Below are 26,627 nucleotides of genomic sequence, written 5' to 3' on the forward strand. Positions count from 1 at the left end.
CGTTCATGTGCGCGAAGACCCGTGTCTACCTGCTCTTCGGCGGCCGCTCCGGCGAACACGAGGTGTCGCTGATGTCGGCCCGGAACGTGCTGCAGGCCCTGGACCGGAACAAGTACGAGGTGATCCCCGTCGGCATCACGAAGGACGGCCGCTGGCTCCAGGTCGCTGACCCGCTGCGGGCCCTGACCGAGGGGGTGACGGCGGCCGGGGGCCTCCCCGTCGGTCTCCTGGGCGACCCGGCGTATCCCGCTCCGGTGCCCCTCTCCGAGGCGGTGAAGCCGCAGGCGCACGACGGGCCGGTGGTCTTCTTCCCGGTGCTGCACGGTACATACGGGGAGGACGGCACCATTCAGGGCCTCCTGGAGATGGCCAACGTGCCCTACGTGGGCTGCGGCGTGCTGGCGTCCAGCGTGGCCATGGACAAGGGCGTGGCCAAGGCGCTCTTCCGCCAGGCCGGTCTGGAGGTGGGCCCCTATCGGGTCTACCTGCGGCGCGACTGGGAGGAGCGGCCCGAGGCGGTGCGCGCCGACATCGCCGCGCACCTGCCCGAGTACCCGCTCTTCGTAAAGCCCGCCAACCTGGGTTCGTCGGTGGGCATCACCAAGGTGAAGCGGCCGGAGGATCTGGACCGGGCCATGGCGGAGGCGGCCCGGTTCGACCGGCGCATCATCGTCGAGAAGGGCATCGACGCCCGGGAGATCGAGGTCGCCGTCCTGGGCAATGACGACCCCGTCGCCTCCGTCGCGGGCGAGATCCTCCCCGGCGCCGAGTTCTACGACTACACCGACAAGTACTTCAGCGGGGCATCCCAGACCCGCATCCCGGCCGACCTGCCCGACGACCTCATGGAGGAGATCCGGCGGCAGGCGGTGGTCGCCTTCAAGGCCATCGACGGCGCGGGCATGGCCCGGGTGGACTTCTTCCTGGAGCGGGGCACGGACCGGATCTACATCAACGAGGTCAACACCATCCCCGGCTTCACCAACATCTCCATGTACCCCAAGCTCTGGGAGGCCTCGGGCATCAGCTACAGCGAGCTGCTCGACCGGCTGATCGCGCTGGCGCTGGAGCGGCACGCCGACAAGAACCGCAACGCCACTTCGGTGTGAGTGAAGGAATTTCCATCGGCGGGGAAGAATAATGCGACAGGGATCGACGAGAATAGGCAGGTACGCCGCTCAGGCGTGAGCCGTGCGCTGGAGTGATACCGATGGCCCACGATTGCGTGTTCTGCAAGATCGCAGCCGGCGAGATTCCCTCGAAGAAGGTGTATGAGGACGAGCATGTCCTCGCCTTCCACGACATCAACCCGGTTGCGCCCGTCCACGTGCTGGTCATCCCCAAGCAGCACCTGGCCTCCGTCGCCGACTTCGGCCCGGAGCACGATGCGCTGCTGGGGCGGCTGTTCGCGGCGGTCCGGCAGGTGGCTGCCGAGACCGGCGTGGCCGAGACGGGCTACCGCGTGGTCACCAACGTCGGGAAGGATGCCGGTCAGCAGGTGTTCCACATCCACCTCCACGTGCTGGGCGGCCGCTGGCTCGGCCCGGTGGCCTGAAGAATTGACATAAGGTTTGCCCCGCGGTATAATCGCGGAGCGTGTTCTTTTTCCCCCAGGTCCAGCGGAGGGGAGGGAAATTCGGGATGTCCGAGGTCAAAATCGGCAAGAATGAGTCGCTGGATAGCGCCCTTCGCCGTTTCAAGCGCCAGCTGCAGAGGGCCGGTGTGCTCGCCGAGCTGCGCCGTCGGGAGCACTATGAAAAGCCCAGCGTGAAGCGCAAGAAGAAGAGCGAAGCGGCTCGCAGGCGCAAGTACCGCTAACGTCGAAGGAGCTGGCTGCCCATGAACCTGAATGAACGCCTCACCGAGGACATGAAGGCTGCGATGAAGGCCGGCCCCGCCGGCAGACAGCGGCTGGAGACCATTCGGTTCCTGCGGGCGGCGGTGAAGAACGCCGAGATCGAGAAGCACGCACCCCTCTCCGACGATGAGATCCTGGGCATCATCACCAAGCAGGTGAAGCAGCTCCGTGAAACGCTGGCTGACTTCCAGCGGAGCGGCCGGCAGGATCTGGTCGAGAAGACCGAGGCCGAAATCGCCATCCTGTCGGCGTACCTCCCGGAACAGTTGAGCGCAGATGAGGTGCGCGACCTGGCACGGAAGGTCATCTCCCAGGTGGGCGCGCAGGGCGCCCGGGACATGGGCAAGGTCATGGGTCCTTTGATGGCCCAGGTCCGAGGCCGTGCGGATGGAAAGATGGTCCAGCAGATCGTCAAGGAGTTGCTCGGGTAGCAAGGGCGCCCCGGTGGATGAAATCCCATCCATCGGGGCTTTCTTTATTTTGTCGCGAAAGGGGGTACAGGCGTGGTATAGTGGAAGAGCGCAATGCTGGCGGAAAGGGGGGGGTGCCGTGTCCGCCGACAAGCCGACCGACCGCCGCGGCTTCTTCCGGGAAGGGTTCCGGAGCCTGCTGCGCGCGGTGGCGGAGACCGCGCAGGCGGCGGCCGATGAGGCGGCGGCCCGCGGTTCGGGCGGCGTCCGCTGGCTCCGGCCCCCGGGGGCCCTGCCTGAGGCGGCTTTCCTGCTCACCTGCACGCGCTGCGGCGACTGCGCCCGCGCCTGTCCCGCCGGGGCCATCCGGCTCCTGCCCGAGACCGCGGGCGCGGCTGTGGGCACCCCCTACATCGACCCGCTGCAGCAGGCCTGCGACCTCTGCGGCCGCTGCATGCCCGCCTGCCAGCCGGGGGCCCTGGTCCAGGTCGCCGATCCCCGGCAGGTGCGCATGGGCGTGGCCGCCATCGACCCGGCCCGGTGCTGGGCCCACCAGGGGTCGATCTGCGACCTGTGCTACCAGCGGTGTCCCTTCCCCGACGAGGTCCTGCGGCTCGTGAACGGGAAGCCTGAGATCCAGCAGGACCTGTGCACCGGATGCGGCCTCTGCGCCTACGTCTGCGTGAGCACGCCCCCTGCCATCACCGTAACGCCCCGCAGCTGAAACAGGAGGTATTCGATGTACACCCTGCGCAAAGTGCCCACGGAAGAGGCCGTGGGCCTGATGTTCGCACATGACCTGACCCGCATCGTTCCCGGCGAGGGAAAGGGCCCCGCGTTCCGGCGCGGGCAGATCGTCCGGCCCGAGGACATTCCGGTGCTCCTGGCCATGGGGAAGGAGCACCTCTACGTCTGGGAGCCGCAGCCCGGCATGGTGCACGAAGAGGAAGCGGCCCTGCGGCTGGCCCGGGCCGGCGCCGGCGGCGGGCTGCGCTGGGATCCGCCCGCGGAGGGAAAGGTCAGCCTGAAGGCCGCCTTCCGGGGGCTCCTGCGGGTGGACGCGGCCCGGCTGGAGACCATCAACGCCATCGGCGACATCACGATCGCCACGCTGCGCGACGCCACGCTGGTGGAGCCGGAGGCGATCGTCGCCGGGTGCAAGGTGACGCCGCTGCTGGTGCCGGAGGCGCAGATTCAGCGCGCCGAGGCCGTGGGCCGCTGGATCGAGGTGAAGCCCCTGACCCCGCTGCGCGCGGGGCTGGTGATCACCGGCAGCGAGGTCTACAAGGGCCGGATCCCCGACAAGTTCGGCCCGGTCGTGGAGGAGAAGCTGGCCCGCTTCGGCTGCCCCGTGGTCTACAAGGCGTACAGCAGCGACCAGGCGGAGCTGACCGCGGCGAAGATCCATGAGGCCGTGGCGGCGGGCGCGCAGATGGTGCTCTGCACCGGGGGGATGTCGGTGGACCCGGACGACGCGACGCCCGGGGCCATCCGGCGCGCCGGGGCCGACGTGGTGACCTACGGCGTGCCCTTCCTGCCCGGCTCGATGTTCCTGTTTGCCTACCTGGGCGACGTGCCCGTGATGGGCCTGCCCGGGGCCGTCATGTGGGAGAAGGAGACGGTGTTCGACCACGTGCTGCCGCGGGTGCTCGCGGGCGAGCGGCTGGCCAAGGCCGACTTCGTCCGCATGGGCCACGGCGGGCTGCTGCCGAAATAGACATCGGAACGACGGGGGAGGCGAGGCGGGTGCTGGAACTGCGGATCCCCGGCCGGGAGACGCTGCGCCTGGCGCACCTGGTACTGGACTACAACGGCACGCTGGCCCGGGACGGCGCGCTGCGGCCGGGGGTGGCGGAGCGCATCCGGGAGCTGGCCGCGCACCTGCAGGTGCACGTGATCACGGCCGACACGTTCGGCAGCGCCCGGAAGGAGACGGCGGGGCTGCCCGTGATCTTGCAGATCATCGGCCAGGGCGGCCAGACCGAGGCCAAGGCGGAGCTGGTGGAGACGCTGGGCCCGGCCTCCGTCGCGGCCGTCGGCAACGGGGCCAACGACCGGCTGATGCTCGCCCGGGCGGCGCTCTCCATCTGCGTCCTCGAGGCGGAGGGCGCGGCCGCGGCGACCCTCATGGCCGCGGACGTGGTGGTGCGGTCGCCGGAAGATGCGCTGGACCTTCTGCTCCGCCCCGGACGGCTGGCGGCGACGCTCAGGATCTGACGGGACCGCCGTGTGAGGAGGAGGGGAGAACCGTGGAGATCTCCAGGAGGACCCGGCCCGAGAGCCGCAGCGGCGGCGACGGGGTGGTCGTGAAGCGGGCCGTCTGCCCCCATGACTGCTGGGATACCTGTTCCATGCTGGTGCACGTGAAGGACGGCCGGGTCGTCCGGGTGATGGGCGATCCGGACCATCCGGTGACGCGCGGGTACCTGTGCGTCAAGACCAACCACTACGAAGAGCGGGTCTACAGCCCCGACCGGGTGCTCTACCCGATGAAGCGCACCGGGCCGAAGGGCTCCGGGCAGTTCGCGCGCATCTCCTGGGACGAGGCGCTCACGACCATCGCCGACCGCTTCCGCGCCATCATCGCCGAGTACGGGGCCGAGGCGATCCTGCCGTACTCCTATGCGGGCACGATCGGCGTCCTGCAGTACGGCTCGATGGACCGGCGCTTTTTCCACCGGCTCGGGGCCAGCCGGCTCCTGCGCACCATCTGCTCCAAGGCCGGCTCGGCGGCCGTGCAGTCGGTGACGGGCCACCGCATGGGGCCCGATCCCGAGGACATGGTGCACGCCCGGCTGATCGTGGTCTGGGGCGTCAACGTCATCTCATCCAACCCCCACCAGTGGCCCATCATCCAGGAGGCCCGCCGGCGCGGGGCCACGCTGGTGGTCATCGACCCCTACCGCTACAAGGCGGCGCGTGAGGCCGACCTGCACCTCTCACCCCGCCCGGGCACCGACGCGGCCCTGGCGCTGGGGCTGATGCACGTGCTGGTGCGGGAGGGCTGGATCGACCGGGACTACGTGGAGCGGTACACGCTGGGGTTCGAGCAGCTGCGGGAAAAGGTGGCCCAGTGGCCGCCGGAGCGGGCGGCGGCGGTGACCGGCATCGCCGCGGCCGACATCGAGCGGCTGGCGCGGCTCTGGTGGGAGAGCCGTCCCGCGGTCCTGAGGGTGGGCTACGGCCTGCAGCGGCACACCAACGGCGGCTCCACCGTGCGGGCCATCTGCATGATCCCGGCGCTCACCGGCCACTGGCGGGACCGGGGCGGCGGCTTCCTGCTGTCCAATTCGGGCTCCTACGGGCTGAACTCGGCGGCGCTGGAGCGCCCCGACCTCATGCCGTCTCCGCCCCCGCGCGCCATCAACATGATCGAGCTGGGCAAGGCGCTCACCGAACTGCAGGACCCGCCCGTCAAGGCGCTCTTCGTGTACAATTCGAATCCTGCGTGCGTGGCGCCGAACCAATCGAAGGTGCTGGCCGGTCTATCCCGTGAAGACCTGTTCACCGTGGTCCACGAGCAGCTCTTCACCGACACCTGCCGCTGGGCGGACATCGTGCTGCCGGCCACCACGCAGCTGGAGCACACCGACCTCATGACCTCGTACTGGCACCTGTACGTGCAGCTGAACGAGCCGGCCATCGAACCGCTGGGCGAGGCGGTGCCCAACACCGAGCTCTTCCGCCGGCTGGCCCGGGCGATGGGGTTCACCGAGCCCTGCTTCCGGGACAGCGACGAGGATCTGATCCGGCAGGCGCTCTCGGGCGGCAGCCCATACCTGGAGGGGATCACCCTGGAGCGGCTCCGCCAGGAGCGATTCATCAAGGTGAACCGGCCGGCGGCGCCGTTTGCCGAGGGCGGTTTTGGTACGCCGTCGGGCAAGGTGGAATTCTACTCCCAGGCCCTGGCGGAGATGGGGCTGGACCCGGTCGTGGCGTACACGCCCCCGGCAGAGTCGGTGGACGGCTCGCCCGAGCTGGCGGCCCGCTACCCGATTGCCCTGGTCACGCCGGCGGCGCACCACTTCCTGAACAGCACCTTCGCCAACCTGCCCCGCATGCGGGAGCGGGAGGGCGTGCCCACCATCTTCCTGAACCCGGCGGACGCCGAGGCCCGGGGCATCCGCAGCGGCGACTGGGTCCGGGTCTTCAACGACCGGGGCTCGGTGCGGCTGCAGGCCCGGGTGGGCGACTGGTCGCGGCCCGGCGTCGCGATCTCGCCCACCATCTGGTGGTCCCGCGACATGCCGGACGGCGCGGGCATCAACGTGCTGACCACGGACCGGCCGGCCGACATGGGCGGCGGCGCCTCGTTCCACACCAACCTGGTGCAGGTGGAGCGGGCCGTTCCGCCGGATGAAGGCCGGCGCGATGACGCATCGCGCTGAACCGGCCGGGGCCGCGCAGGTTCCCGGCCCCACCTGGAGGTGATCGTTCATGCGCCAGCGAAGCGCCCTCTGGCGCGCCGCGGTCCTGCTGCTGGGCCTCGCCCTGCTGCTGGCCGGTGCGCCCGGAGCCCGGGCGGCGGACGGGGCCGGAAAGGTCTACGTCCTGCGCATCGACAACGGGCAGGTCATCGATCCCGGGCTGGCCCAGTTCGCCGACCGCCTCTTCAACGAGGCACTGGCGGACCCTGACACCGCCGGGATTGCCGTGGTGCTGGATACGCCGGGCGGCTACGTGGAGAGCGCGGCCCGCATCAAGGACCGCCTGCTGGCCGTTCCGGAAGGGATCAAGACCATCGCCTACGTCGAGAACGACGCCATCTCGGCGGGCGCCCTGATCGCCACCGCCGCGGAGTACCTCTACATGCACCCGGGCTCTGTGATCGGCGCGGCAGAGCCGCGCACGGGCACCGGGCAGCCCGCCGACTACAAGGCGCTCTCCGTGGTGGTCAACTACTTCACCTCGGCGGCCATCGCCCGGAACCGGGATCCCGACGTCGCCCGGGCGTTCGTCGACAAGGACCATCCCATCCCCGGGCAGACGGACGTGCTGCTCGCCCTGCCTTACCAGCAGGCGGTGGACATCGGTTACGCCAACGGCATCGCCGAGAGCCTGAACGACGCCATCCGCCAGGCGGGCATCGCGCAGTTTCAGCTGGTGGAGCCGGCGTGGACCTTCTCGGAGCAGGTCGGGCGGTTTCTCACGACGCCCTGGGTTGCGATTCTGCTGCTGGTGGCAGGCGTGATCGCCTTCGGCATCGAGTTCACGCAGCCCGGCCTGACCGGGCCGGCCGCCGTGGGCATCATCTGCCTCACGCTCTTCTTCCTGGGCAACGCCCTGGTGGGCACCGCGGGCTGGGTGGAGATCGCGCTGGCGGTCAGCGGCCTGGTGTTGATGGGCGTCGAGCTGTTCACGCCGGGGTTCGGCATCTTCGGCGTGGCCGGCATCGCCGCCTTCGGCGCGGCCATCTTCCTGGCGGCGCCGTCGGCCGGCCTGGCCTGGCGGTACCTCACGTGGACGACCATCGCCTCGGCGGTCGTGCTCTTCGCCGTGATCCGGGCGATCAGCCGGCGGGGGCTGGGCAAGATGCTTACGCTGAAAGACACGGCGAAAGAATGGTCCGCCCACGGCGAGGACCGCAGCCGGCTGGTGGGGCGGGAGGGCGTGAGCCTTACCGTGCTCCGTCCGGCGGGCACCGCCGTGTTCGATGACAAGCGGCTGGACGTGGTGACCGAAGGGGAGTTCCTGCCGGCCGGCGTGCCCGTGAAGATCGTCCGGGTCGAAGGGACCCGCATCGTGGTCCGGTCCGTCGGGAAACAGTCCTGATGTGTGAGGAGGTTCATGAGGAGGTTTGCCCATGCCTGAACTCGGTTTTCTCATTCCCACGTTCCTGGTCATCCTGCTTCTCGTCCTCTTCTTCAGCTTCGTCCCCGTCGGCCTGTGGATTTCGGCCGCCGCGGCCGACGTGCGGGTCGGCATCTTCTACATGATCGGCATGAAGCTGCGCCGGGTGCCGCCCCACCGCATCGTGAACGCGCTGATCAAGGCCGAGAAGGCCGGGCTGGAGATCAGCATCGACAAGCTCGAGGCGCACTACCTGGCCGGCGGCAACGTCGACCGGGTGGTCGACGCCCTGATCGCCGCCCAGCGGGCCGGCATCGACCTGGTCTTCGAGCGGGCGGCGGCCATCGACCTGGCCGGGCGCAACGTGCTCGAGGCGGTGCAGATGTCGGTCAACCCAAAGGTCATCGAGACCCCTGTGGTCGCCGGCGTGGCGCAGGACGGGATTGAGCTCAGGGCCAAGGCGCGAGTGACCGTGCGGGCCGACATCAACCGGCTGGTCGGCGGCGCGGGCGAGGATACGATCATCGCCCGGGTCGGCGAGGGCGTCGTCTCCACCATCGGTTCGGCCAACAGCCACAAGGAGGTGCTGGAGAATCCGGACATGATCTCCCGCACCGTACTGGCCAAGGGGCTGGACGCGGGCACCGCGTTCGAGATCGTCTCCATCGACATCGCGGACGTGGACGTGGGCGCCAACATCGGCGCACGGCTGCGGGCCGACCAGGCCGAGGCCGAGAAGGTCATGGCGCAGGCCAAGGCTGAGGAACGGCGGGCCATGGCGGTGGCCGAGGAGCAGGAGATGCGGGCCGAGACCCAGCGCATGCGGGCCAAGGTGGTCGAGGCCGAGGCCGAGGTGCCCCGGGCTCTGGCGCAGGCCCTGCGCGAGGGCAAGCTCGGCGTGATGGAGTACCTGCAGATGCAGAACCTCATGGCGGACACCGCCATGCGGGAGGCGCTGGGCGGCGGTCCGAAGGGCAGCCAGGCCGGCGGTGAAGAGCAGAAGTAGGTGATCCGCCCTGGAGAATGTCTTGGAGGACGTCATCAAGTTCCTGGTGATCGCGGTAGTGGGCCTCGTCTGGGGCCGGATCCGCAAGCGGATCGACGGCGCCGAGGATCCCGACCCCGAGCCGCTCGCGCCCGACCGGCCGGCGGAGACGGCAGGCACGGAGCTTCCGCAGCGGGCGGGTTCGCCCGGGCCTGCGGAGGTGCGCCCGGTCACGCCTTCACCGGCCGAGGCGCGTCCCCCGGCGCCGCGGCGCGCGGCGGGCCCCGTTCCCGGCGGTCCGGGACCGAGGCCCGCATGGACCAGCGCTGAGGGCGTTGGTTCCGAGGGCGTCCGCAGCGAAGGCTTCGGCACCGAAGGTGTCCGCACGGAGGGCCTTGCAAGCCCGGGCGTCCGCGCGGAGGTCGTGCGCTCAAACCCGCTGAGCACGCTGCGGAGCCGTGCGGAAAGCGCCGCGTCCCCTGCGCCCCGAGCCGGCGCCGGGGCAGGCACCGGGTCTGCAGGCGATGCCCGGCGGTCGGCGCTGGCCTTGCTGGCCACCCGGCAGGGGCTCGCGCAGGCGGTGCTCCTGTCCGAGGTGCTGGGCAAGCCCAGGGCCCTGCGGCCGTGGGGCAGGCGGTAGAAGCATCAGTGCACCACGTCGGCCAGCACCGGCGCCAGGACGTCCAGGAGCTCCTGGGTCCATCCGGCCAGCCGTTCCGGCAGCCCCTCGCCGGCCAGATCCGAAAGGGGCCGGGCGACCTGGACGGCCACGGTGTAGCTGGTCCAGTCCACCGTCCCGCGGAGGGCCGGGTCCAGCTCCTCGGCCCGGATCTGCCGCTCGTCCGCGGCGGACCAGAGGCGGAGCACGGGCGGCGGTGTGAGGGCCCGCAGCGCTTCGCCCAGTCCGCCCTCCTCCGCCAGCGCGGCCTGCAGCCGGGCGTGGGGCGCGCCGCCCGGCGACAGCCAGACCGCGATCTGCAGCTCGCCGGCCTCCAGGTGCAGGGCGATGCGCACGAAGTCGTCCTCGCCCTTCCCGGCGCCCGCGTAGTCCCGGAACCAGTACCCGGCGAGCACGTCCTGCGGCCGCGCCGTGCGGAGCAGGGGCCAGGAGGCGGCGAACCCGGTCCCGATCTGCTCGAACAGCGCTTCCACACGGCTGTGGAACTCGGCGAGGTCGCGGAAGGCCCGGGGGGCCCGGGCGAGGATCTCCGCATCGAACCCGGGAAAGCAGCGGATGCCGGCCTCCGGCAGGTAGGCGCGGAACTGGCGCACGAGGAAGCCGGTCCGGGTGTTCGCGTCGTACTGTGCCTCCACCTCGCCGAGCCAGCGATCGACCCGGTCCCACGAGAGCCGGTGCACCGGGTCGCCGTCCCGGCCCGCGGGCGCGCCCGGGCTGATGATCACCGGCTCCGCGCCCCCGGCCGGCAGCGGCGGCGGTTCCTCGCCGGGCGCCACCGCGGCCAGCCAGATCCGCCGGTCGCCCAGGTGGATTTCACCGGCGCCGTCGGCGCCGTCGGGCGCCGGGAAGTGGAAGGCGGCCTCGCCGCCGGCCGGAACGTCCAGGCCCGCCAGGCGCAGGAGCCCGTTCAGCACGGCCCGGTCCGCGTGCTCCAGCAGCGCCATGAGCGCCGGGGTGAGCTGCGGGCCGTGCCGGCCGCGCACCGAAAACAAGTTGACCAGAACGACACCCCCCTGCGGCTAGTCTGCCCGTCCGATGGCGCACTCGTACCAACGTACGATGCCCTTTCGTCCCCGACGTACGATTTGCGCCGGGGTGGTTCCCCGTAACATGGAGCCAGACATCGCGGGAGGCAACCCCGGGGGAGTGACGGCTTTTGACCCGCTATCTGGCCCTGCTCCGCAACCGCAGCTTCCTCATGTTCTGGCTGGCTGCCGCTACGGCGCATGTGGGCGACTTCTTCAACACCCTCGCCCTGGTGAAGCTGTTCAGCCAGGACCCAGACCGTCTGGGCTTCTACACGTCCCTGGTCGTGGTCGCCAACATGCTGCCCACCCTGCTGCTGGGCCCCGTGGCCGGGACGCTGGCCGACCGGCTGCCCCGCAAGGCGATCATGGTCTGCGCGGACGTCGTGCGGGCGGCCCTCATGTTCAGCATGATCTTCGTGCACGACCCGCTGGCCCTGATCGGGCTGGACTTTGCCGCCGCCGTGGCCACGGCCTTCTTCAGCCCGGCCAGCTCCGCCCTGCTGCCCAACCTGGTGAGGCGGGAGGAACTGGTGACCGCGGGGTCGCTGAACGTCATGACCCAGCGGCTGGCCATGCTGTTCGGCAACGGCCTGGGCGCCGTCCTGCTCGTCCTGGTGGGGCCGGCCGGCGTGTTCGCCATCAACGGCGGGCTCTTCCTGGCATCCGCCGTCCTGCACGCGGGCATGCGGGTGCCGGTGGCCGCGCCGGGCGAGGCGCCGGGGCGGGCCGACGCGCAGCCGGGTCCGCGCCGGGCCGTCTCCCCCCTGACCAAGCTGGTCCGCGACCTGCGGGAGGCCGCCGCCGTGGTGCGGGAGCGCCCGGCCCTCCGCTACCTGCTGACCGGCCTCTGCATCGCCAACTTCGGCGATTCGGGCACCAACGTGCTGCTGGTCACCTTCTTCACCGTCACTCTGGGCGTGGCGGCGGAGCAGATGGGATTCGTGCTGGCCGCCTTCGGCGGCGCGGCCGTGCTCGGGGCGTTCCTGATCGGGGCCATCGGGGGCCGCGTCCACTGGCGCCACCTGTTCAGCCTCGGCTGCTGCTACATCTGGTTCACCGCCACCGGCGCCGTGGTGGCCCGGAGCCTGCTCCCCAGCTCCGCCTTCCTGATGCTGCTGGGCCTGGGCAGCGGGGCCATCAACGTCGGGCTGCAGGTGGCCGTGGCGGATCTCGTCCCCGACAACGTGCGCGGCCGCATCTTCGGCTCCTTCGGCACGATCAGCGCCCTCATCATGATCCCGGGCAACCTGATGGCCGGCGCCCTGGCCGACCGCTTCGGGGCGGCGACCACCATGCTGGGCTACGCCCTGGCCTACCTGGCGGCGGGGGTCTACGGATACCTCACCCTGCGGCCGGAGCCGCAGGGGGCCGTGAGGACCACCGGTGCGCCGGCGGACTGAGCGAACAGCCACAAAGCGGCCCGGGGCTGCATCGGCAGCCCCGGGCCGCTTGATCTACCACTGCTTCGTGTAGGCTTCCTGCTCCGGGGTGGGTTCGTCCAGCGTCACACCCAGGGTCTTCAGCTTGGTCTCGGCGATCTGCCGGTCGATCGCCGGGGGCAGCCGGTGCACGCCCGGGCGGAGCTCGTCGTGGTGGTTGACCAGGTAGTGGCAGGACAGGGCCTGCACGGCAAACGTCAGGTCCATGATCTCCACCGGATGGCCGTCGGCGGCGGCGATGTTGACCAGCTCGCCGCCGGCGATCACGTGGATGCGCCGGCCGTCTGCCAGTTCGAACGCCTCCACCTTCGGGCGGACCTCGCGCCGGGCCACGGCCATCGCGGCCAGCCCCTCCAGGTCGATCTCGTGGGCGTAGTGGCCGGCGTTGGCCACCAGGGCGCCGTCCCGCATGCGGGCGAAGTGCTCCCGGCGCAGCACGTGCACCGACCCGGTGGTGGTGATGAAGACCTCGCCGGTGGCCGCGGCATCCAGGGAGTTCGCCACGCTGAAGCCGTCGGCGTAGGCCTCCAGCGCCTTGACGGGGTCGACCTCGGTGACGGTCACCCGGGCGCCCAGCCCCGCGGCGTAGCGGGCCACGCCGCGCCCGACCCAGCCGTAGCCCATGACCACCACCTTCTTGCCGGTGAGGAACAGGTTGGTGGCGGCCATGATGGCTCCGAGCGTGGAGTGGCCGGTGCCGTAGCGGTTGTCGAAGAGGTGCTTGCACATGGCGTGGTTGGCCGCGATGGCCGGGAAGGGGAGCTTCCCTTCCGCCGCCATGGCCTCCAGCTTCATCACGCCGGTGGTGGTCTCCTCCGAGGAGCCGCGGATGGCCGCCAGGATGTCGCCGCCCCGGCGCACCGCCCGGCTCACCAGCTCGGCGCCGTCGTCGATGATGAACTCCGGCCGGGCCTCCAGGACCCGCTCCAGGTCCCGTTCGAACTCCTCCTGGCTCACGCCGTGCCGGGCGAAGACCTGCACGCCGCGCTCCACCAGCGCGGCGCAGACCGCGTCCTGGGTGGAGTGGGGGTTGGAGCTGGCGGCGATGACGTGCGCCCCGGCCTTCTTGAGCAGCAGGGCCAGGTAGGCGGTCTTGGCCTCCAGGTGCACGACCACGGCGATGCGGCGCCCCTTCAGGCTGCCGTCGTTCAGCACCTCCTCGAAGAGCCGGTTGAGCACCGGGGAGTGCGCCGCGACCCAGTCGATCTTCTGATGGCCCAGCGGGGCGAGGGAGGGGTCTGCAATCACGCTCTGCATCGGATTGCCTCTCCTTTCGCTCAGGCGGTGCCCTGCCGGTTGAGCCCCCGGCCCCGCAGCGCGACCAGGGTCAGCAGGGTGACGACGAAGGGCAGCAGTCCGGTCACCTGCGACGGCAGGCCCGCGCCCTGCAGCCGGATGCCCAGGGCGTCGATCACGCCGAAGAGCAGGCTGGCCAGCAGCACGCCCGTCGGGTGGGCCCGGCCGAAGATCACTGCCACCAGGGCGATGAAGCCGCGCCCGGCGGTCATGTTCTCCTGGAAGATGCGGACCTGCCCCAGCGAGAGCTGTGCCCCGGCCAGGCCGGTGAGCACGCCGGCCAGGATGACCGCCAGGTACTGCATGCGCAGCGGGTTCACGGCCAGGGTCTGCGCCGCGCGGGCGTGCTCGCCCACGGCGCGCAGCCGGAGCCCGATGGTCGTCTGGAACAGGAAGTAGGAGAGGACGGGGACGGCGAGGTAAGCGGCCCAGACGACCGGGGTGTGGCCGCTGAGCAGCCGGCCCAGCACCGGGACCGCCTGCAGCCACTCCGGCGACCACTGGGGCAGCCCTTGCAGATCGGGGTGGTGGAAGGTGCCCGTTGCCCCCAGCACCACCCGCGTGAGGAAGGTGGTGAGCCCCACCACCAGCAGGTTGAGCGAAATGCCCACGACGATCTCGTTGGCCCGCAGGTTGAGGCTGAGAACCGCCAGGATCAGGCCGATCGCCGTGGCGGCGGCAATCGCCGCCAGCACGCCCCACCCGGCGCCGCCCAGGAAGAACGACCCGACCACGGCGCCGAAGGCGCCGGCCAGCATCATGCCTTCCAGGGCGACGTTGAACAGGCCCGCCCGCTCACACAGGGCCCCGCCCAGCGCGGCCAGCAGGACCGGGACGACGGTCCGCAGGGTCATGTGCAGGAGCTGGATGTCGAAGAGATCAGCCACGGGCCGCCCTCCTTCCCCGGAAGCGCCTGAGCAGGTCGGCGCCGATGCGCACGGACACGAACAGGACGATGACCGCCTGCACGACGCTGGAGATCTCCAGCGGGATCTGCGTGGTCCGCTCCATGCCGGTGGAACCCACCTGGATCACGCCCAGCAGGAAGGCGGCCAGCAGCACCCCGAGCGGGTGGTTGTCGGCCAGCAGGGCCGCCATCAGCCCGGACCAGGCGAAGCCGGGCCGGGTGAGGTTGCCGTCGATGTAGCGGTGGTAGACGGCCATGACCTCGATGGCGCCGCCCAGGCCGGCGACCGCGCCGCTGACCAGCATTGCCGTCACCAGGGCGCGCACCCGGTCGACGCCGCCGTAGCGGGCGAAGTCGGGGTTGAGGCCGGTCATGCGCCACTCGTACCCGGTCACCGTGCGCATCATGACGAACCAGAGCACCAGGCTCAGGGCCAGGGTGATCAGGATGCCCGCGTGCATGCGGGTGCCGGGCAGGAGGGCGATGCGCGCCGCCTCGGGGATGAGCCGGGTCTGCGCCAGGGCCCCGCCGCCCGAAAGATCCCGGAACGGGACGCTCACCAGGTAGCTGGCCGAGTAGACGGCCACGTAGTTGAGCAGGAGCGAGCTGATGAGCAGCTGGACCCTGAACCGCACCTCCAGCCAGGCGGGCAGCAGGGCCCAGAGGGCGCCGCCCGCGGCGCCGGCCAGCAGGCCCGCGACCAGCGGCAGGGGGCCGGGCAGGGGGACGTAGATCGTGAACAGGGCCGCGGCCAGGCCGCCCAGGGCCAGCTGGCCCTCGCCGCCCAGGTTGAGGGCGCCGGCCCGGAAGGCCACGGCCACGCCGAGGCCGGCCAGCGCGATCGTGGACGAGCGGGCCAGGGTGGAGCCGAAGAAGGTGCGGTTGCCGAACGCGCCGTTCCAGAGGGCAGCGTACGCCTCGCCCACCGGATGGCCCGTGGCCCAGATGGCCGCGGCGCCGACGGCCAGGCCCAGCAGCACCGCCAGCAAGGGTCGCAGGAGATCCGCCAGCCCCTCGGTGAACCGGTCACTCACGGGCGTCCCCTCCTTCCCCCGCGGCGGGCAGGTCCGCGCCGGCCATCCACAACCCGATCTGCCGCTCGTCCGCCTGGTCCCGCGCCACCTCGCCGACGATCCGCCCCTCGTACATCACGAGGATTCGGTCCGAGAGGGCCATGAGCTCGCCCAGATCCGCGGAGACCAGCAGGATGGCATCGCCCCGCTCCCGGCGGGCGAGCAGCTGGTCGTGGATGAAGGCCGCGGCGGCCAGGTCCACGCCCCGGCTGGGCTCCGCGACGATGAGGCAGTGGGCGTCGCCGGCGAGTTCACGGCCCACCACCAGCTTCTGCAGGTTGCCCCCCGAGAGGGCCCCGGCCCGGGCCCAGAGGCCCGGGGTGCGCACCCGGTACTCGGCCACGATCGCGGCGGCGCGCCGCAGCCAGGCCGACCGGTCGATCAGCCCCCGGCGGGAGAGCGGCGGCCGGTAGTGCGGGCCCATCGCGGCGGTGTCGGCGACGGACGCCTCCCGGGCAGATCCCCACCGGTACCGGTCCTCCGGAATGTGGGCCATGCCCGCTGCACGCCGCTCCCGCACGGAGAGGCGGGTGATGTCCTGGCCGTCCAGCAGGATCCGGCCCTCCGCGGCGGGCACCAGCCCCGTCAGGGCGCCGATCAGCTCGCTCTGCCCGTTGCCGGCCACGCCGGCGATGCCGACGATCTCGCCGTGGCGCACGGTGAACGAGACGCCCTGCACGGCCGACTGCCCCCGGGGCCCGCGCACCCACAGCCCCTCCACGCGCAGGGCCGGCGCCCCCGGTTCGCGCCGGACGGTCGCCGGTGGCGCCGGCAGGCTGCCGACCATCAGCGTGGCCAGCTCGTCCAGGTTGGTCCCTGTCCGGTCCCGCTCGCCGACCACGCGGCCGCCCCGCATCACCGTGATGCGGTCGCTGACGGCCAGCACCTCCGCAAGCTTGTGGGAGATAAACAGGATCGTCTTGCCCTGGTCTGCCAGGTGGCGCATGACGGCCAGGAGTTCGTCGGACTCCTGCGGCGTCAGCACCGCCGTGGGCTCGTCCAGGATGATGATCTCCGCGCCGCGGTACAGCGTCTTCAGGATCTCCACGCGCTGCTGCAGGCCCACGGGCAGGTCGCCCACCCGGGCCAGAGGGTCGATGGGGAGCCGGTGCCGCTCGGCCAGCTCGGCCACCCGGGCGGCGGCTTCCCGCCGGTCCAGGCGGCCGAACCGGTGCGGCTCGCGCCCCAGCACGATATTCTCTGCCACGGTGAGCGACGGGAAGAGCATGAAGTGCTGGTGGACCATGCCCACGCCGCGGGCGATGGCATCGTGCGGGCTGCGAAAGACCACCTTCTCCCCGTGGATGCGGATCTCGCCCGCGGTCGGCTGCTCCATGCCGTACAGCAGGTTCATCAGGGTGGTCTTGCCCGCGCCGTTCTCGCCGACCACGGCGTGGATCGATCCCGCTTCCACCTGGATGGAGACACCGTCGTTGGCCACGACCCCGCCCGGGTAGACCTTCACCAGGCCGGTCGCGGCGATGGCCGGTGCACGACTCATGTCAGCGCCACCTCTGGAGCCCTACCCGGCCAGGGGGTCGGGCACCACGATTTCACCGGTGAGGATCTTGTTCTGCAGCTCCTCCAGCTTCTGCATGACCTCGTCGGTCAGCTTGGGATGCCGCTCCAGGGTCTTGTCGGCCAGGTGGGAGAGGCCCACGCCGCCCTCCTTCAGGCCGTACACGGCGGTGCCGAAGGACCAGTTGCCCTCCACCAGGTCCTTGATGGTGGCGTAGGTGACGATGTCCAGCCCCTTGATCTGGCTGAAGAGGATGTGCTCGGGGTCGTGGACGGACTGGTTGGTGTCCTGGCCGGCCGTGTAGAAGCCCTTCTCCCGGGCCGCCTCGAACACGCCGAAGTTGCCGCCGCCGGCCACCGCGGCGATCACGTCGGCTCCCTGGGCGTGCTGCTCCAGGGCCAGCTCCTTCGCCCGGGCGACGTCCTCAAACGAGTTGGTCCAGTGGATGAGCAGCTTGATGTCGGGGTTCACCGCGTCCAGGCCCATCCGGATGCCCTGGGTCCAGCGCTGGAAGAACGGAATCTCCAGGGGGCCGACCATGCCGACGATGTTGGTCTCGGTCACCAGGCCCATCGCCGCGCCCAGCAGGAAGGCGGCCTCGTGCTCCTTGAAGGCGATGGAGCGGACGTTGGGCATGTCGACGGTGGTGTCGAGGATGGCGAACTTCTGGTCAGGGAACTCTGCCGCCACCTTCTGCAGCGGTTCGGCGGACTCAAAGCCGGAGGTGAAGATCAGGTCCCACTTCTCCTCGGCGGCCACGGCCCGCAGGTTTTCCTCGATGGCGCCCCAGTCCTTGGACTCGATGATCTGCGCCTCGATGCCGAACTCGGCCTTGGCCCGCTCCACGCCCTGGACGGTCACCTGGTGGAACGGGTTGAGGCCGATCTTGTCCGGCAGCACGACCACGACGCGCACAGGTTTGGCGTCGGACTCCGTCGGGGCCGGTGTCTGCTCGGACGGGGCGGGCTGCTGGGTCTGCGTGCCCGGGGTCTGGTTGGAGCCGCCGGACTGGGCGCCGCCGCAGCCGGCCAGCAGGAAGGCGGCCAGCACGGGGACTGCGATGAACCTGAGGAGCCGGTACTTGGTCATTTTCGTTCTCCCCTTCACGAATCATCTTAATCGGGCCGGTTGTTGTTTAAGCCTGTAGGTTCCATTAAGGATTCTATTCTGCCCTGGGGGCGGGGTCAACCTGCCAACCGGACGCCGTTGCGCCGCCGAAAGGCAGGTTGTCGGGACATCGGGCGAACGGGGCAGGCGCTGAATCCGTGAAGGTATGGTAGTATTAACTAAGCGAACCTGCTCATACGGAGGTCGTATGCCATGCCTTCCATTCGCATCGTGACAGACTCCACCGCGGATCTTTCCCCTGAGCTTCTGCGCGCGTTTGATGTGCGGGTGGTGCCCCTGCTCGTGCAGTTCGGCGAGGAGTCGTTCCAGGACGGGGTCGATATGGACACCGACCGGCTGTTCCGGACGGTGGCCGAACGGAATCAACTGCCCAAGACGGCCAGCCCCGCCCCCGCCGTCTTCCGCAAGTGTTTCGAAGAGGCGGCGGCCGACGGGAGCCAAGTGCTGTTCATCGGCATCTCGTCCCAGTTCTCGGCGACGCTGCAGAATGCGCAGATCGCCGCATCGGAGTTCCCCGAGGGCCAGGTGCGGGTCTTCGACTCCCGGAACCTCTCCACCGGCATCGGGCTGCAGGTGCTTCATGCCTGTGACCTGGTGCGGCAGGGCAAGTCGATGGACGAGATCATCGCGGACCTGGAGACCTACCAGGCCGGGGTGCGGACGTCGTTCGTCATCGACACGATGGAGTACCTGCACAAGGGCGGCCGCTGCAGCGGCGTGGCGGCGCTGGTCGGCACCCTGCTGAAGATCCGGCCGGTGATCTCCGTCGTCGACGGGGGCATGATCGTCGCCGCCAAGATCCGGGGAACCCGCAAGAAGGCCCTGGACTGGATGCTGGAGCGCTTCGCCGAGGATGTGGCGCAGGGCCGGGTGCGCCCCGAGCGGGTCTTCGTGACGAGCCCGGACTCGCCCCACGAGGATGCGCCGTACATGGTCGAGGCGGTCCGGCGCATCATGCCGGAGGTCCAGGAGGTCCTCGTGACCAGGGCCGGCGCCGTCATCGGCAGCCACTGCGGGCCGGGCACCATCGGGATTCTGTACGCGACGAAGTAGGGTCCGAGCGGAAGAAGCCATCGGCGGCCGGTCCATGTGGCCTTCGATGGCTTCTTGATGCCGGGGTATATGGATGCCGCGAACCGGGTGCAGCGTCCTGGGCGCCACGTATCCGCTGTCGTGCGTTTGGCCCTATGCGGGGGCGTACGCGACGCGGCGCACCCGGGCGCCGCTGCCATCCCGCGCACGTCTTACCATGCGAACCCAGCGTCCTGCCTGGTTGACACGCTTCCGGCGGAGGGATAGCATAGGTTCGTACAGCGCGCAAGGCGAGGAAGAGGGCGGGGAACGGCTCCCCGCTGCGCAGGCCTTCTCGGGCACAGAGAGCGGAACGGCCGGTGAGAGTTCCGACCTGGAGAGACCTGCGTACAAGGCCTCGGAGCTGCCTCCCGAACCCCCGGCGCGCCCGGGGCAGTAGACGAGGACGGTTCTCCCCCGATAGCGGGAGCCGGGCGTTTCCTGCGCGGGCCGGTCCCGCCGGGACATGCGCGGATGAAGAGGGCCGCCGCTGAGGCGGCCAAGTTGGGTGGTACCGCGGAGCACAGGCCTCCGTCCCGACACCGGGACGGGGGCTTTTTTCTGTGTCTTGCCGACTGTTGAGGAGGAGGAGTTTCAGCATGCTATCGCGCGAAGAACAGCTGCAGGAGGCGCGCCGGGCCAAGCTGCGAGCCCTGCGCCTGTCCGGCGTCGACCCCTTCGGCACGCGTTTCGGCGACCGCCACCTGACGGGCGACCTGCGCCGTGCGTACGGAGAGGCGACGGCGGAGGAACTGGACGCCGCCCCCGTTCGGGTGCGGATCGCCGGCCGGGTCGTGAGCCTGCGGTCCCACGGCAAGATCGCGTTCGCCCATCTGCAGGACGGCTCCGGCCGCCTGCAGATCTACCTGCGCCTGCCCGAGCTGACGGACCAGGACCGCCTGGTCTGGGAGCATCTCGACCTGGGCGACATCGTCGGCGCCGAAGGCGTGCTGATGCGCACCCGCACCGGCGAGCTGACGGTGCGGGTGGAGAGCCTGACCATGCTGACCAAGGCGCTCCGGCCGCTGCCCGACAAGCACGGCGGGCTCCGGGACGTGGAGCTCCGCTACCGCGAGCGCCACCTGGACCTGCTGGTCAATCCCGAGAGCCGGTCTGTCTTCGAGGCGCGGTCCCGAATCGTGGCCAGCCTGCGCCGCACGCTGGACGAACTGGGGTTCATGGAGGTGGAGACCCCGGTGTTGGTCCCGCTGGCCGGCGGGGCGGCCGCACGTCCCTTCCTGACCTACCACAACGCCCTCGACCGGGAGCTGAGCCGGCGCATCGCGACGGAACTGCACCTGAAGCGGCTGGTGGTGGGCGGCATGGAGCGGGTCTACGAGATCGGCCGGGTCTTCCGGAACGAGGGGCTCTCCACCCGGCACAACCCGGAGTTCACCTCGCTGGAGGTCTATCAGGCCTATGCGGACTACCGGGACATGATGGACCTCACCGAGCGGCTGGTGCAGAACGCGGCCCTGGCGGCGAACGGCAGCCTGCAGGCGGGGGAGATCGACCTCACCGGCCCCTTCCGGCGCGTCACCATGGCCGAGGCGGTGAAGGAGGCCACGGGCATCGACGTGATGGCCCTCGGATCGTCGGGGGACGAGCGGAAGGACGCGGCGGCGGTGCGGGCCGCGGCGGAGGCCGCGGGCTACGAGGTCGAGGCGGCCACCTGGGGCGGGCTCCTGGCCGAGCTGTTCGAGCGGTACGCGGAGGACCGGCTCATCCAGCCCACCTTCGTCATCGGCCATCCGGTGGAGACCTCGCCCCTGGCCAAGCGCGATCCCCGGGACCCCCGCCTGACCGAGCGGTTCGAGCTGTACGTGCAGGGACGGGAGCTGGCCAACGCCTTCTCCGAGCTCAACGACCCCGAGGACCAGCGGGCGCGGTTCGAGGCGCAGCTGGCGCAGCGGGCGGCCGGGGACGAGGAGGCGCACCCGCTGGATGAGGACTTCCTGGCGGCCCTGGAGGTCGGGCTGCCGCCCACAGGCGGGCTGGGCATCGGCGTAGACCGGCTGGTGATGCTGCTCACCGGGGCGCCGTCCATCCGGGACGTCATCCTGTTCCCGACGCTGCGGGACAGGTAGAGGCGCCGGCGGGCCGAGCGCCGTGATGCCAGAACAGGAGCCTTTGAGACCGGGGAGGGTCCATCCCCGGCGACTCGATGGCTTGTTCTGTGGCTGCGGAAGGAAACGGGCTGGCGCGGCCGAACTGCTCTGTTGTATGCTGAATATTGGGATTACGGTCCGTTCGGACCGCTTCCGGAGAGGGAGTCCGGCCCCGTGGCGGGCGGGGAGTCTTTCCGGGGAGGTTTCGGTTGTTCTTTCGCTACGGCATTCCCGGCGACGCGGCGCCGCTCTACCTGGCCGTGGTCCTGGCGCTGGCCGGGGTAGCGTTCACCGGGCGCCTGAGGCGGTCAATACGAACGAGCCTGCACCACCGTCGACGGGGGAGCAGGCTCTTTACTTAGTGTGGCCCTCGTGCGGCCGGGACTCGGAGCGTGCCGGCCGAGTTGGTGGGCTTTCGGCTGCTGAGACGTCTGTCAGTCCCTTTTCTTGCTCACCAGTGACACACCGTTGTCACTCGAGAGCGTTAGAATCGCTTTGGAAATGTGTGTCACTATGGATCACTCCATGTCGGCGGGTGGCCAGACAGTCCGGAGGAGTCAGGCGAAGTGTGCCAGAATAGATCTTACAACTGTGAAGTCTAGCCATCCACCTGGCGGAAGGCGGGTAGATGACTGAGAAAGGGGGCAAGACGGGATGTCGCGCGCGGCTTTCTGGGGCAAATACGATCAGGCGCGGGGGACGTGGCTGCCCCTCACCTGCCACTGTCTCGATGTCGCACTGGTCTTCCGGGGCCTCTGTGACCTGGATGCGATTCGGAGGGTCCTGGACCGCACGAGCGGGTTGCCGCTGTCTGATCAGCAGCTGGACCGACTGGCTGTACTGGCGATGCTGCACGACGCCGGCAAGGCGAACCTCGGCTTTCAGCGCAAGGTGTTCAGTGCCGACGCCCCCCGCGCGGGTCACATCCGGGAGATGGCGCCGATCCTGGATCCCGAGGTCCACGATCCGGAGCTGCACGCGGCGTTTCTGCAGTCGCTGCCTCCCGAGTTGGCCGCCTGGTTTCCGGACGATCAGGTTGCCTACAGTTACCTGTTGGCCAGCTTCTCGCACCACGGCTGGCCCCTGTGTTTCCAGGGAGAGATGTCCGGAACGTACTGGGAAGCGCGCCGGAAGTGGTGGCGCGCGGACGGCGCGATGAACCCCATGGATGCCATCGCCGACATCGCCGCGGCTGCCCGCCTGGCTTTCCCGCGGGCCTTCGAGTTCGGTGGGGAGCCTCTGCCAGCAGCGCCCCGGTTCCACCACCGCTTCGCCGGCCTGGTCATGCTGGCTGACTGGCTCGGCTCGCACCCGGACTGGTTTCCGATCCAGCCCCTGTCGCCGGCGGAGCGGCTACAGCATGGTACCCGGGTTGTGCCGAGCCTCTTGTGGGCTGTGGGCCTCGACGCCAGGCCAAGCCGTGCACAGCTCGCTGGCCTGTCTTCGACGTTTGCGTCGCGCTTCGGCTTCTCGCCCCGCCCGCTGCAGGCTGTGGTCGATGCCCTGGATCCCGCAGACGAGCGTAACCGGCTCATTATTGCCGAGTCCGAGACCGGATCAGGTAAGACCGAGGCCGCGCTGAACTGGTTCTTCAAGCTGTTCGCGGCGGGCAAGGTGGACGGGCTCTACTTCGCCTTGCCTACCCGGGTCGCGGCGCGCGAGCTTTACGGGCGCGTCCATCGCACGATCAGCCGCTGGTTTCCGGATGCGCAGCACCGGCCCGTGACGCTGCTGGCGGTGCCGGGCTACGCACAGGTCGATGGTCTTCCGCCGGATCGGCTGCTGCCGGATGCCGGTCACCTGTGGCAGGATGACCCGGCCTTGCTGCGGCGCGAGCGGCAGTGGGCCGCAGAGCATCCCAAGCGCTTTCTGGCCGCTACGGTGGCCGTCGGTACGATCGATCAGGTCTTGCTCTCTGCGGTGCAGACAGCGCATGCCCACTTGCGTTCCGTCTGCCTCGATCGCAGCCTGCTGGTCGTCGACGAGGTGCACGCATCGGACCCGTACATGGGCCGGCTTCTGGAGTTCCTGCTGGATCATCACCTCGGGGCCGGGGGGTACGCCATGCTGCTTTCGGCCACCCTCGGGGCCCGTGCGCGACAGCGCTACGTGGCCGTGGCCGTGCGCGCCATCGCCCGCCGGCAACCGACCGGCGAGGTGCCCAGCTTCAACTCGGCGGTGGCGGCGCCCTATCCTTCCGTCACGATCGGGGACGGCACCCCCAAGCCTGCCGGCTCTGGTGATCGCCCGCAGAAACGGGTGAGGTTCGAGACCCTCCCTCTGGCCTTTTCCCAGGAGGAGGCCATCGATCGGATTGCAGAGGCCCTGGAGGCGGGTGCCCGCGTGTTGGTCGTGCTCAACACCGTGGGAAGGGCGATCGGACTTCTGCGGGCCGTCGAGAGGCATCCGCTGGTGGACCCCGAGTGGCTGTTCCGGTGCAACGGTGTGATCTGCCCCCACCACGGCCGATTCGCGGCGGAAGACCGTCTCGTCCTGGACCGGCAGGTGAGCGCGCGGCTCGGACCGGGCAGCCCGTCGGGGCCGCTGCTGTTGATCGGCACCCAGACCCTGGAGCAAAGCCTGGATATCGACGCGGATCTGCTGATCACCGATCTCGCTCCGGCCGACGTACTCCTGCAGCGTGTAGGGCGTCTCCACCGACACCCGCGACCGCGGCCGGAAGGGTTTGGGCACCCGCGCTGCGTGGTCCTCACGCCTGCCGGAGATCTGGAGGAAGCGCTCGACGAGCGCGGTGAGACGCTGAGCGCATACAGGCGGATCGGTTACGGCAGCGTCTACGCGGATCTGCGGACACTGGAGCTCACCCGCCGGGCGCTGGGCGACTGGCCGGTCGTGTGCATCCCCCAGGACAATCGCCGTCTGGTGGAAGCCGTTACGCATCCTGAGCGCCTGGCCGCACTGGAGGGCACCCGCTGGCAGCGGCACGCCCAGAACATCGAGGGCGGGGATCTCGCGCGGGCCATCGCGGCGGGTCATGCCGCGGCCACCTTCAGCGAGTACTTCGGTGCGTTTGCATTCAACGAACAGGGCGGTAGGGTGGCCGTACGGCTGGGCGCTGACAGCCTGCAGCTGCCGCTGGCGGAGCCGCTGACGAGCCCCTTCGGGCAGACGCTCCACGAACTGGTGATCCCCGGCCATATGGCGCCGGATGAGTGGGAAGAGAAGGTGGTCATCGAGGACGTGAACCAGGGCACAGCACTCCTGCGGTGTGGCAACCGTCGCTACCACTACAGCCGCTTTGGATTGGAGGTGGCGCCATGAACCTGCTTGTCGACCCCTTGCTCAGAGCCGTTACCGACCAGGGGCAAGAACCGCTCAGTCTGCCAGCCCTCCTGGCCGCGCTGGGGGACGACCGGGTGCACCATCTGGTGGGCCTGCAACGCCATCAGGCCGACGCCTTTCATGTGTTCCTCTGCTACCTAGCCGGGGCCATCCTGGCCCGCGACGGGCAGACCGATCCCGTCCAGGACGAGGACTACTGGCGGCAGAGGCTTCGGTCGCTGGCTGGTGAGGCGGGAGACGATGCCTGGAGGCTGGTGGTTCCGGATCTGTCGCGCCCCGCCTTCATGCAGCCGCCACTGCCGGGAGCAGACCACGGGAAGCTCAAACCTTCTGCATACAGTGCGGACGCACTGGACCTGCTGCCGACCGCCAAGAACCACGACCTGAAACAGGCCCGGGCTGCCCATTCGCACCCGGATGAGTGGGTCTACGCACTCATCAGCCTGCAGACGATGAGCGGCTATTTCGGTCGCGGCAACCCGGGAATCGCCCGTATGAACAGCGGATTCGGCAATCGCCCCATCGTGGAGCTTGTCCGCAGCCGGAGCCTGGGACAGCGCTGGCGGGATGCGGTGACCCGACTCCTGCGGCATCGCCAGCAGGTGCTTGCGGACGCGTTCGGCTATGATCCGCACGGCCTGGTCCTTGTATGGTTGGATCCTTGGGATGGACGAGATTCTCTGCCCCTCAGAAGGCTGGATCCCTTCCATATTGAGATCTGCCGGCGGGTGCGACTGCGGAGCCAGGACGGGCACATCCGGGCTGATACCGTCCCGTCGGAATCGAACCGCATTGCCGCCAAGGACCTGAAAGGCGTGGTCGGCGATGCGTGGCTGCCCATCGACATCGGCACCGGGAAGGGAGGACGGTCAGGCGACGAAAAGGCCCTGACCATCTCGCCCCAGGGGCTGACCCCGGAGGTCCTGCGCCGGCTGGTCTTCGCCGACGGACTGCGGATATCGCCGCTGCAGAGGCCGGGGGACGGGTGGAGCGGGCTGCTCTGGCTGACCGTGTCCGTTCTCGTCCGAGGGCAAGGCACCACGGACGGCTTCCACGAGCGTGAGATATCCATTCCGCCCAAGGTGCAGGCACGCCTCTTCGGCCCGCCTGCTCAGCGGGAACCTCTGGCGCAGCTCAGCCGGGCGGCGCTGGAATATGCCGGCCTCTTCGAGAAACGTGTGCTCAAGCCGGCGGTGTTCCAATACCTGGAAGGCGCGCCGGAGACCGTTCAGCTGGACCGGGTTTCCGCGCAAGCCTGGTGGCAACGGTTCTCGGGGCGGTTTGCGGCGCTGTGGGCGGACGCCTATTTCCCGTGGCTCTGGTCCGTTCCTGACCCGTTCGTGGAGGAGCAGGTCCTCACCGGGTGGGTAAAACTGCTGCGCGATCATGGATTGACGGTTCTGGGCGAGGCCATGGCGGCGATGCCGAGGCGGGCCGGGCGGCACTATCGGGCCCAGGTTCGGGCGGAGAGAACCTTCTGGGGTGCGTTGTACAGAACCTTTCCCTTTGTAAAGGAGGAGTCACATGCAGGCACAACCACTTCCTGATCATGGTCTGCCGAGCACCATCGGCCGCATTGCACAGGTGATCGACAGCGACCGCCTCCCCACCGGCGAGCGGGCGGCGCTCCGGCGCATGGTTCCCACCCAGGCGCCACCCCTCACCTTCTACCGGTTTGCCCTGCGGCACCTCGACGCGGGCTGGGATGCGGATGCCGAACTGCGGAAGGACTGGATCACGATCGTCGCCGGCCTTGCCCTGATGAGCCCCAACGCGCACCGGCCCGACCGAAGGCTGGGGACGGCGCTGGCGGAAGCGGGCTACTCGGAAGCCAGGCTCGAACGGCTGTTGGCGGCAGATGGCGACATTCGCCGTACGCTGCTGCTGCGGGCCGCCCGATTCCTGGCAGCGAAAGGGTCCGCTTGCAACTGGGTCGATGCGGCACAGCTGCTCCTGACCCGTGCCCCCGACAAGCGGGAACAGATTCAGAGGCGAATTGCAAAGGACTATTATCAGTCCGCAAGTTAACGAGA

Annotated in this window: 23 protein-coding genes; 17 read left to right on the plus strand and 6 right to left on the minus strand. The window is 69.8% G+C overall.

Translation table 11 applies throughout. The annotated features are described in order from the left end of the window. Positions 1-5 precede the first annotated feature (5 nt). From ACZ5UM_RS07330 to ACZ5UM_RS07380, 11 genes are all read left to right on the plus strand, one after another. A complete protein-coding gene (locus tag ACZ5UM_RS07330; protein WP_464847881.1) occupies positions 6-1,109 on the plus strand; it encodes a D-alanine--D-alanine ligase family protein in 1,104 nt (367 codons plus the stop codon). A gap of 101 nt (positions 1,110-1,210) precedes the next feature. Further along, positions 1,211-1,555 (plus strand): histidine triad nucleotide-binding protein, encoded by a 345-nt coding sequence (locus ACZ5UM_RS07335; protein ID WP_464847883.1) that lies wholly within the window; start codon positions 1,211-1,213, stop codon positions 1,553-1,555. An 86-nt stretch (positions 1,556-1,641) separates the two neighbouring features. Beyond that, entirely contained in the window at positions 1,642-1,818 is a 177-nt protein-coding gene (rpsU, locus tag ACZ5UM_RS07340; protein WP_464847884.1) for a 30S ribosomal protein S21, read from the plus strand. Between the two features lie 21 nt (positions 1,819-1,839). Beyond that, positions 1,840-2,289: a GatB/YqeY domain-containing protein gene (locus tag ACZ5UM_RS07345; protein ID WP_464847886.1), complete on the plus strand. Its 450-nt coding sequence runs from the start codon at positions 1,840-1,842 to the stop codon at positions 2,287-2,289. Positions 2,290-2,407: 118 nt separating this feature from the next. Continuing rightward, positions 2,408-2,992 carry a 4Fe-4S dicluster domain-containing protein gene (locus tag ACZ5UM_RS07350; RefSeq protein ID WP_464847887.1) on the plus strand — a complete coding sequence of 195 codons (585 nt, stop codon included), beginning with the start codon at positions 2,408-2,410 and terminating at the stop codon, positions 2,990-2,992. 15 nt (positions 2,993-3,007) lie between these two features. Further along, positions 3,008-3,985: a molybdopterin-binding protein gene (locus ACZ5UM_RS07355; protein ID WP_464847888.1), complete on the plus strand. Its 978-nt coding sequence runs from the start codon at positions 3,008-3,010 to the stop codon at positions 3,983-3,985. Between the two features lie 29 nt (positions 3,986-4,014). Continuing rightward, the gene (locus ACZ5UM_RS07360) at positions 4,015-4,485 is read left to right on the plus strand and encodes an HAD family hydrolase (RefSeq protein WP_464847890.1); all 471 of its coding nucleotides are present in this window, start codon (positions 4,015-4,017) and stop codon (positions 4,483-4,485) included. A 32-nt stretch (positions 4,486-4,517) separates the two neighbouring features. Then, the gene (locus ACZ5UM_RS07365; protein WP_464847891.1) at positions 4,518-6,656 is read left to right on the plus strand and encodes a molybdopterin oxidoreductase family protein; all 2,139 of its coding nucleotides are present in this window, start codon (positions 4,518-4,520) and stop codon (positions 6,654-6,656) included. 49 nt (positions 6,657-6,705) lie between these two features. Continuing rightward, the gene (locus ACZ5UM_RS07370) at positions 6,706-8,040 is read left to right on the plus strand and encodes an NfeD family protein (RefSeq protein WP_464847892.1); all 1,335 of its coding nucleotides are present in this window, start codon (positions 6,706-6,708) and stop codon (positions 8,038-8,040) included. A 25-nt stretch (positions 8,041-8,065) separates the two neighbouring features. Next, positions 8,066-9,064: a flotillin-like protein FloA gene (gene floA / locus ACZ5UM_RS07375; protein WP_464847893.1), complete on the plus strand. Its 999-nt coding sequence runs from the start codon at positions 8,066-8,068 to the stop codon at positions 9,062-9,064. Between the two features lie 22 nt (positions 9,065-9,086). After that, complete coding sequence (locus ACZ5UM_RS07380; protein WP_464847894.1) at positions 9,087-9,683, plus strand: hypothetical protein; 597 nt, start codon at positions 9,087-9,089, stop codon at positions 9,681-9,683. A 5-nt stretch (positions 9,684-9,688) separates the two neighbouring features. Here ACZ5UM_RS07380 and ACZ5UM_RS07385 read toward each other — a convergent pair whose 3' ends face one another. Then, on the minus strand, positions 9,689-10,714 hold the full coding sequence (locus ACZ5UM_RS07385; RefSeq protein ID WP_464847895.1) for a hypothetical protein: 1,026 nt from the start codon (positions 10,712-10,714) through the stop codon (positions 9,689-9,691). 164 nt (positions 10,715-10,878) lie between these two features. Here ACZ5UM_RS07385 and ACZ5UM_RS07390 point away from each other — a divergent pair, with 164 nt between their 5' ends. Further along, positions 10,879-12,150: an MFS transporter gene (locus tag ACZ5UM_RS07390; RefSeq protein ID WP_464847897.1), complete on the plus strand. Its 1,272-nt coding sequence runs from the start codon at positions 10,879-10,881 to the stop codon at positions 12,148-12,150. Positions 12,151-12,204: 54 nt separating this feature from the next. On the opposite strand, the gene ACZ5UM_RS07395 is transcribed toward ACZ5UM_RS07390, so the two are convergent. The 5 genes from ACZ5UM_RS07395 to ACZ5UM_RS07415 are packed head-to-tail and all read right to left on the minus strand — an operon-like array spanning position 12,205 to position 18,073. Further along, the gene (locus ACZ5UM_RS07395; protein WP_464847898.1) at positions 12,205-13,446 is read right to left on the minus strand and encodes an adenosylhomocysteinase; all 1,242 of its coding nucleotides are present in this window, start codon (positions 13,444-13,446) and stop codon (positions 12,205-12,207) included. 20 nt (positions 13,447-13,466) lie between these two features. After that, positions 13,467-14,372 (minus strand): ABC transporter permease, encoded by a 906-nt coding sequence (locus ACZ5UM_RS07400; RefSeq protein WP_464847899.1) that lies wholly within the window; start codon positions 14,370-14,372, stop codon positions 13,467-13,469. Beyond that, a complete protein-coding gene (locus ACZ5UM_RS07405) occupies positions 14,365-15,426 on the minus strand; it encodes an ABC transporter permease (protein WP_464847900.1) in 1,062 nt (353 codons plus the stop codon). The genes ACZ5UM_RS07400 and ACZ5UM_RS07405 overlap by 8 nt, the downstream gene beginning before the upstream one ends. Then, entirely contained in the window at positions 15,419-16,966 is a 1,548-nt protein-coding gene (locus tag ACZ5UM_RS07410; protein ID WP_464847901.1) for an ABC transporter ATP-binding protein, read from the minus strand. The genes ACZ5UM_RS07405 and ACZ5UM_RS07410 overlap by 8 nt, the downstream gene beginning before the upstream one ends. Positions 16,967-16,987: 21 nt before the next feature. Then, complete coding sequence (locus ACZ5UM_RS07415; RefSeq protein WP_464847902.1) at positions 16,988-18,073, minus strand: BMP family lipoprotein; 1,086 nt, start codon at positions 18,071-18,073, stop codon at positions 16,988-16,990. Positions 18,074-18,304: 231 nt separating this feature from the next. On the opposite strand from ACZ5UM_RS07415, the gene ACZ5UM_RS07420 reads away from it, so the two are divergent. From ACZ5UM_RS07420 to casB, 5 genes are all read left to right on the plus strand, one after another. Continuing rightward, on the plus strand, positions 18,305-19,165 hold the full coding sequence (locus tag ACZ5UM_RS07420; protein ID WP_464847903.1) for a DegV family protein: 861 nt from the start codon (positions 18,305-18,307) through the stop codon (positions 19,163-19,165). 617 nt (positions 19,166-19,782) lie between these two features. Next, complete coding sequence (lysS, locus tag ACZ5UM_RS07425; protein ID WP_464847904.1) at positions 19,783-21,270, plus strand: lysine--tRNA ligase; 1,488 nt, start codon at positions 19,783-19,785, stop codon at positions 21,268-21,270. A gap of 675 nt (positions 21,271-21,945) precedes the next feature. After that, positions 21,946-24,573, plus strand: a complete 2,628-nt coding sequence (cas3, locus tag ACZ5UM_RS07430) for a CRISPR-associated helicase Cas3' (RefSeq protein ID WP_464847905.1) — start codon at positions 21,946-21,948, stop codon at positions 24,571-24,573. After that, complete coding sequence (gene casA / locus ACZ5UM_RS07435; RefSeq protein ID WP_464847906.1) at positions 24,570-26,141, plus strand: type I-E CRISPR-associated protein Cse1/CasA; 1,572 nt, start codon at positions 24,570-24,572, stop codon at positions 26,139-26,141. The genes cas3 and casA overlap by 4 nt, the downstream gene beginning before the upstream one ends. Further along, entirely contained in the window at positions 26,119-26,622 is a 504-nt protein-coding gene (gene casB, locus ACZ5UM_RS07440) for a type I-E CRISPR-associated protein Cse2/CasB (protein ID WP_464847907.1), read from the plus strand. Before casA ends, casB begins: the two co-directional genes overlap by 23 nt. Positions 26,623-26,627: the final 5 nt, after the last annotated feature.

This window comes from Symbiobacterium ostreiconchae, assembly GCF_055396975.1.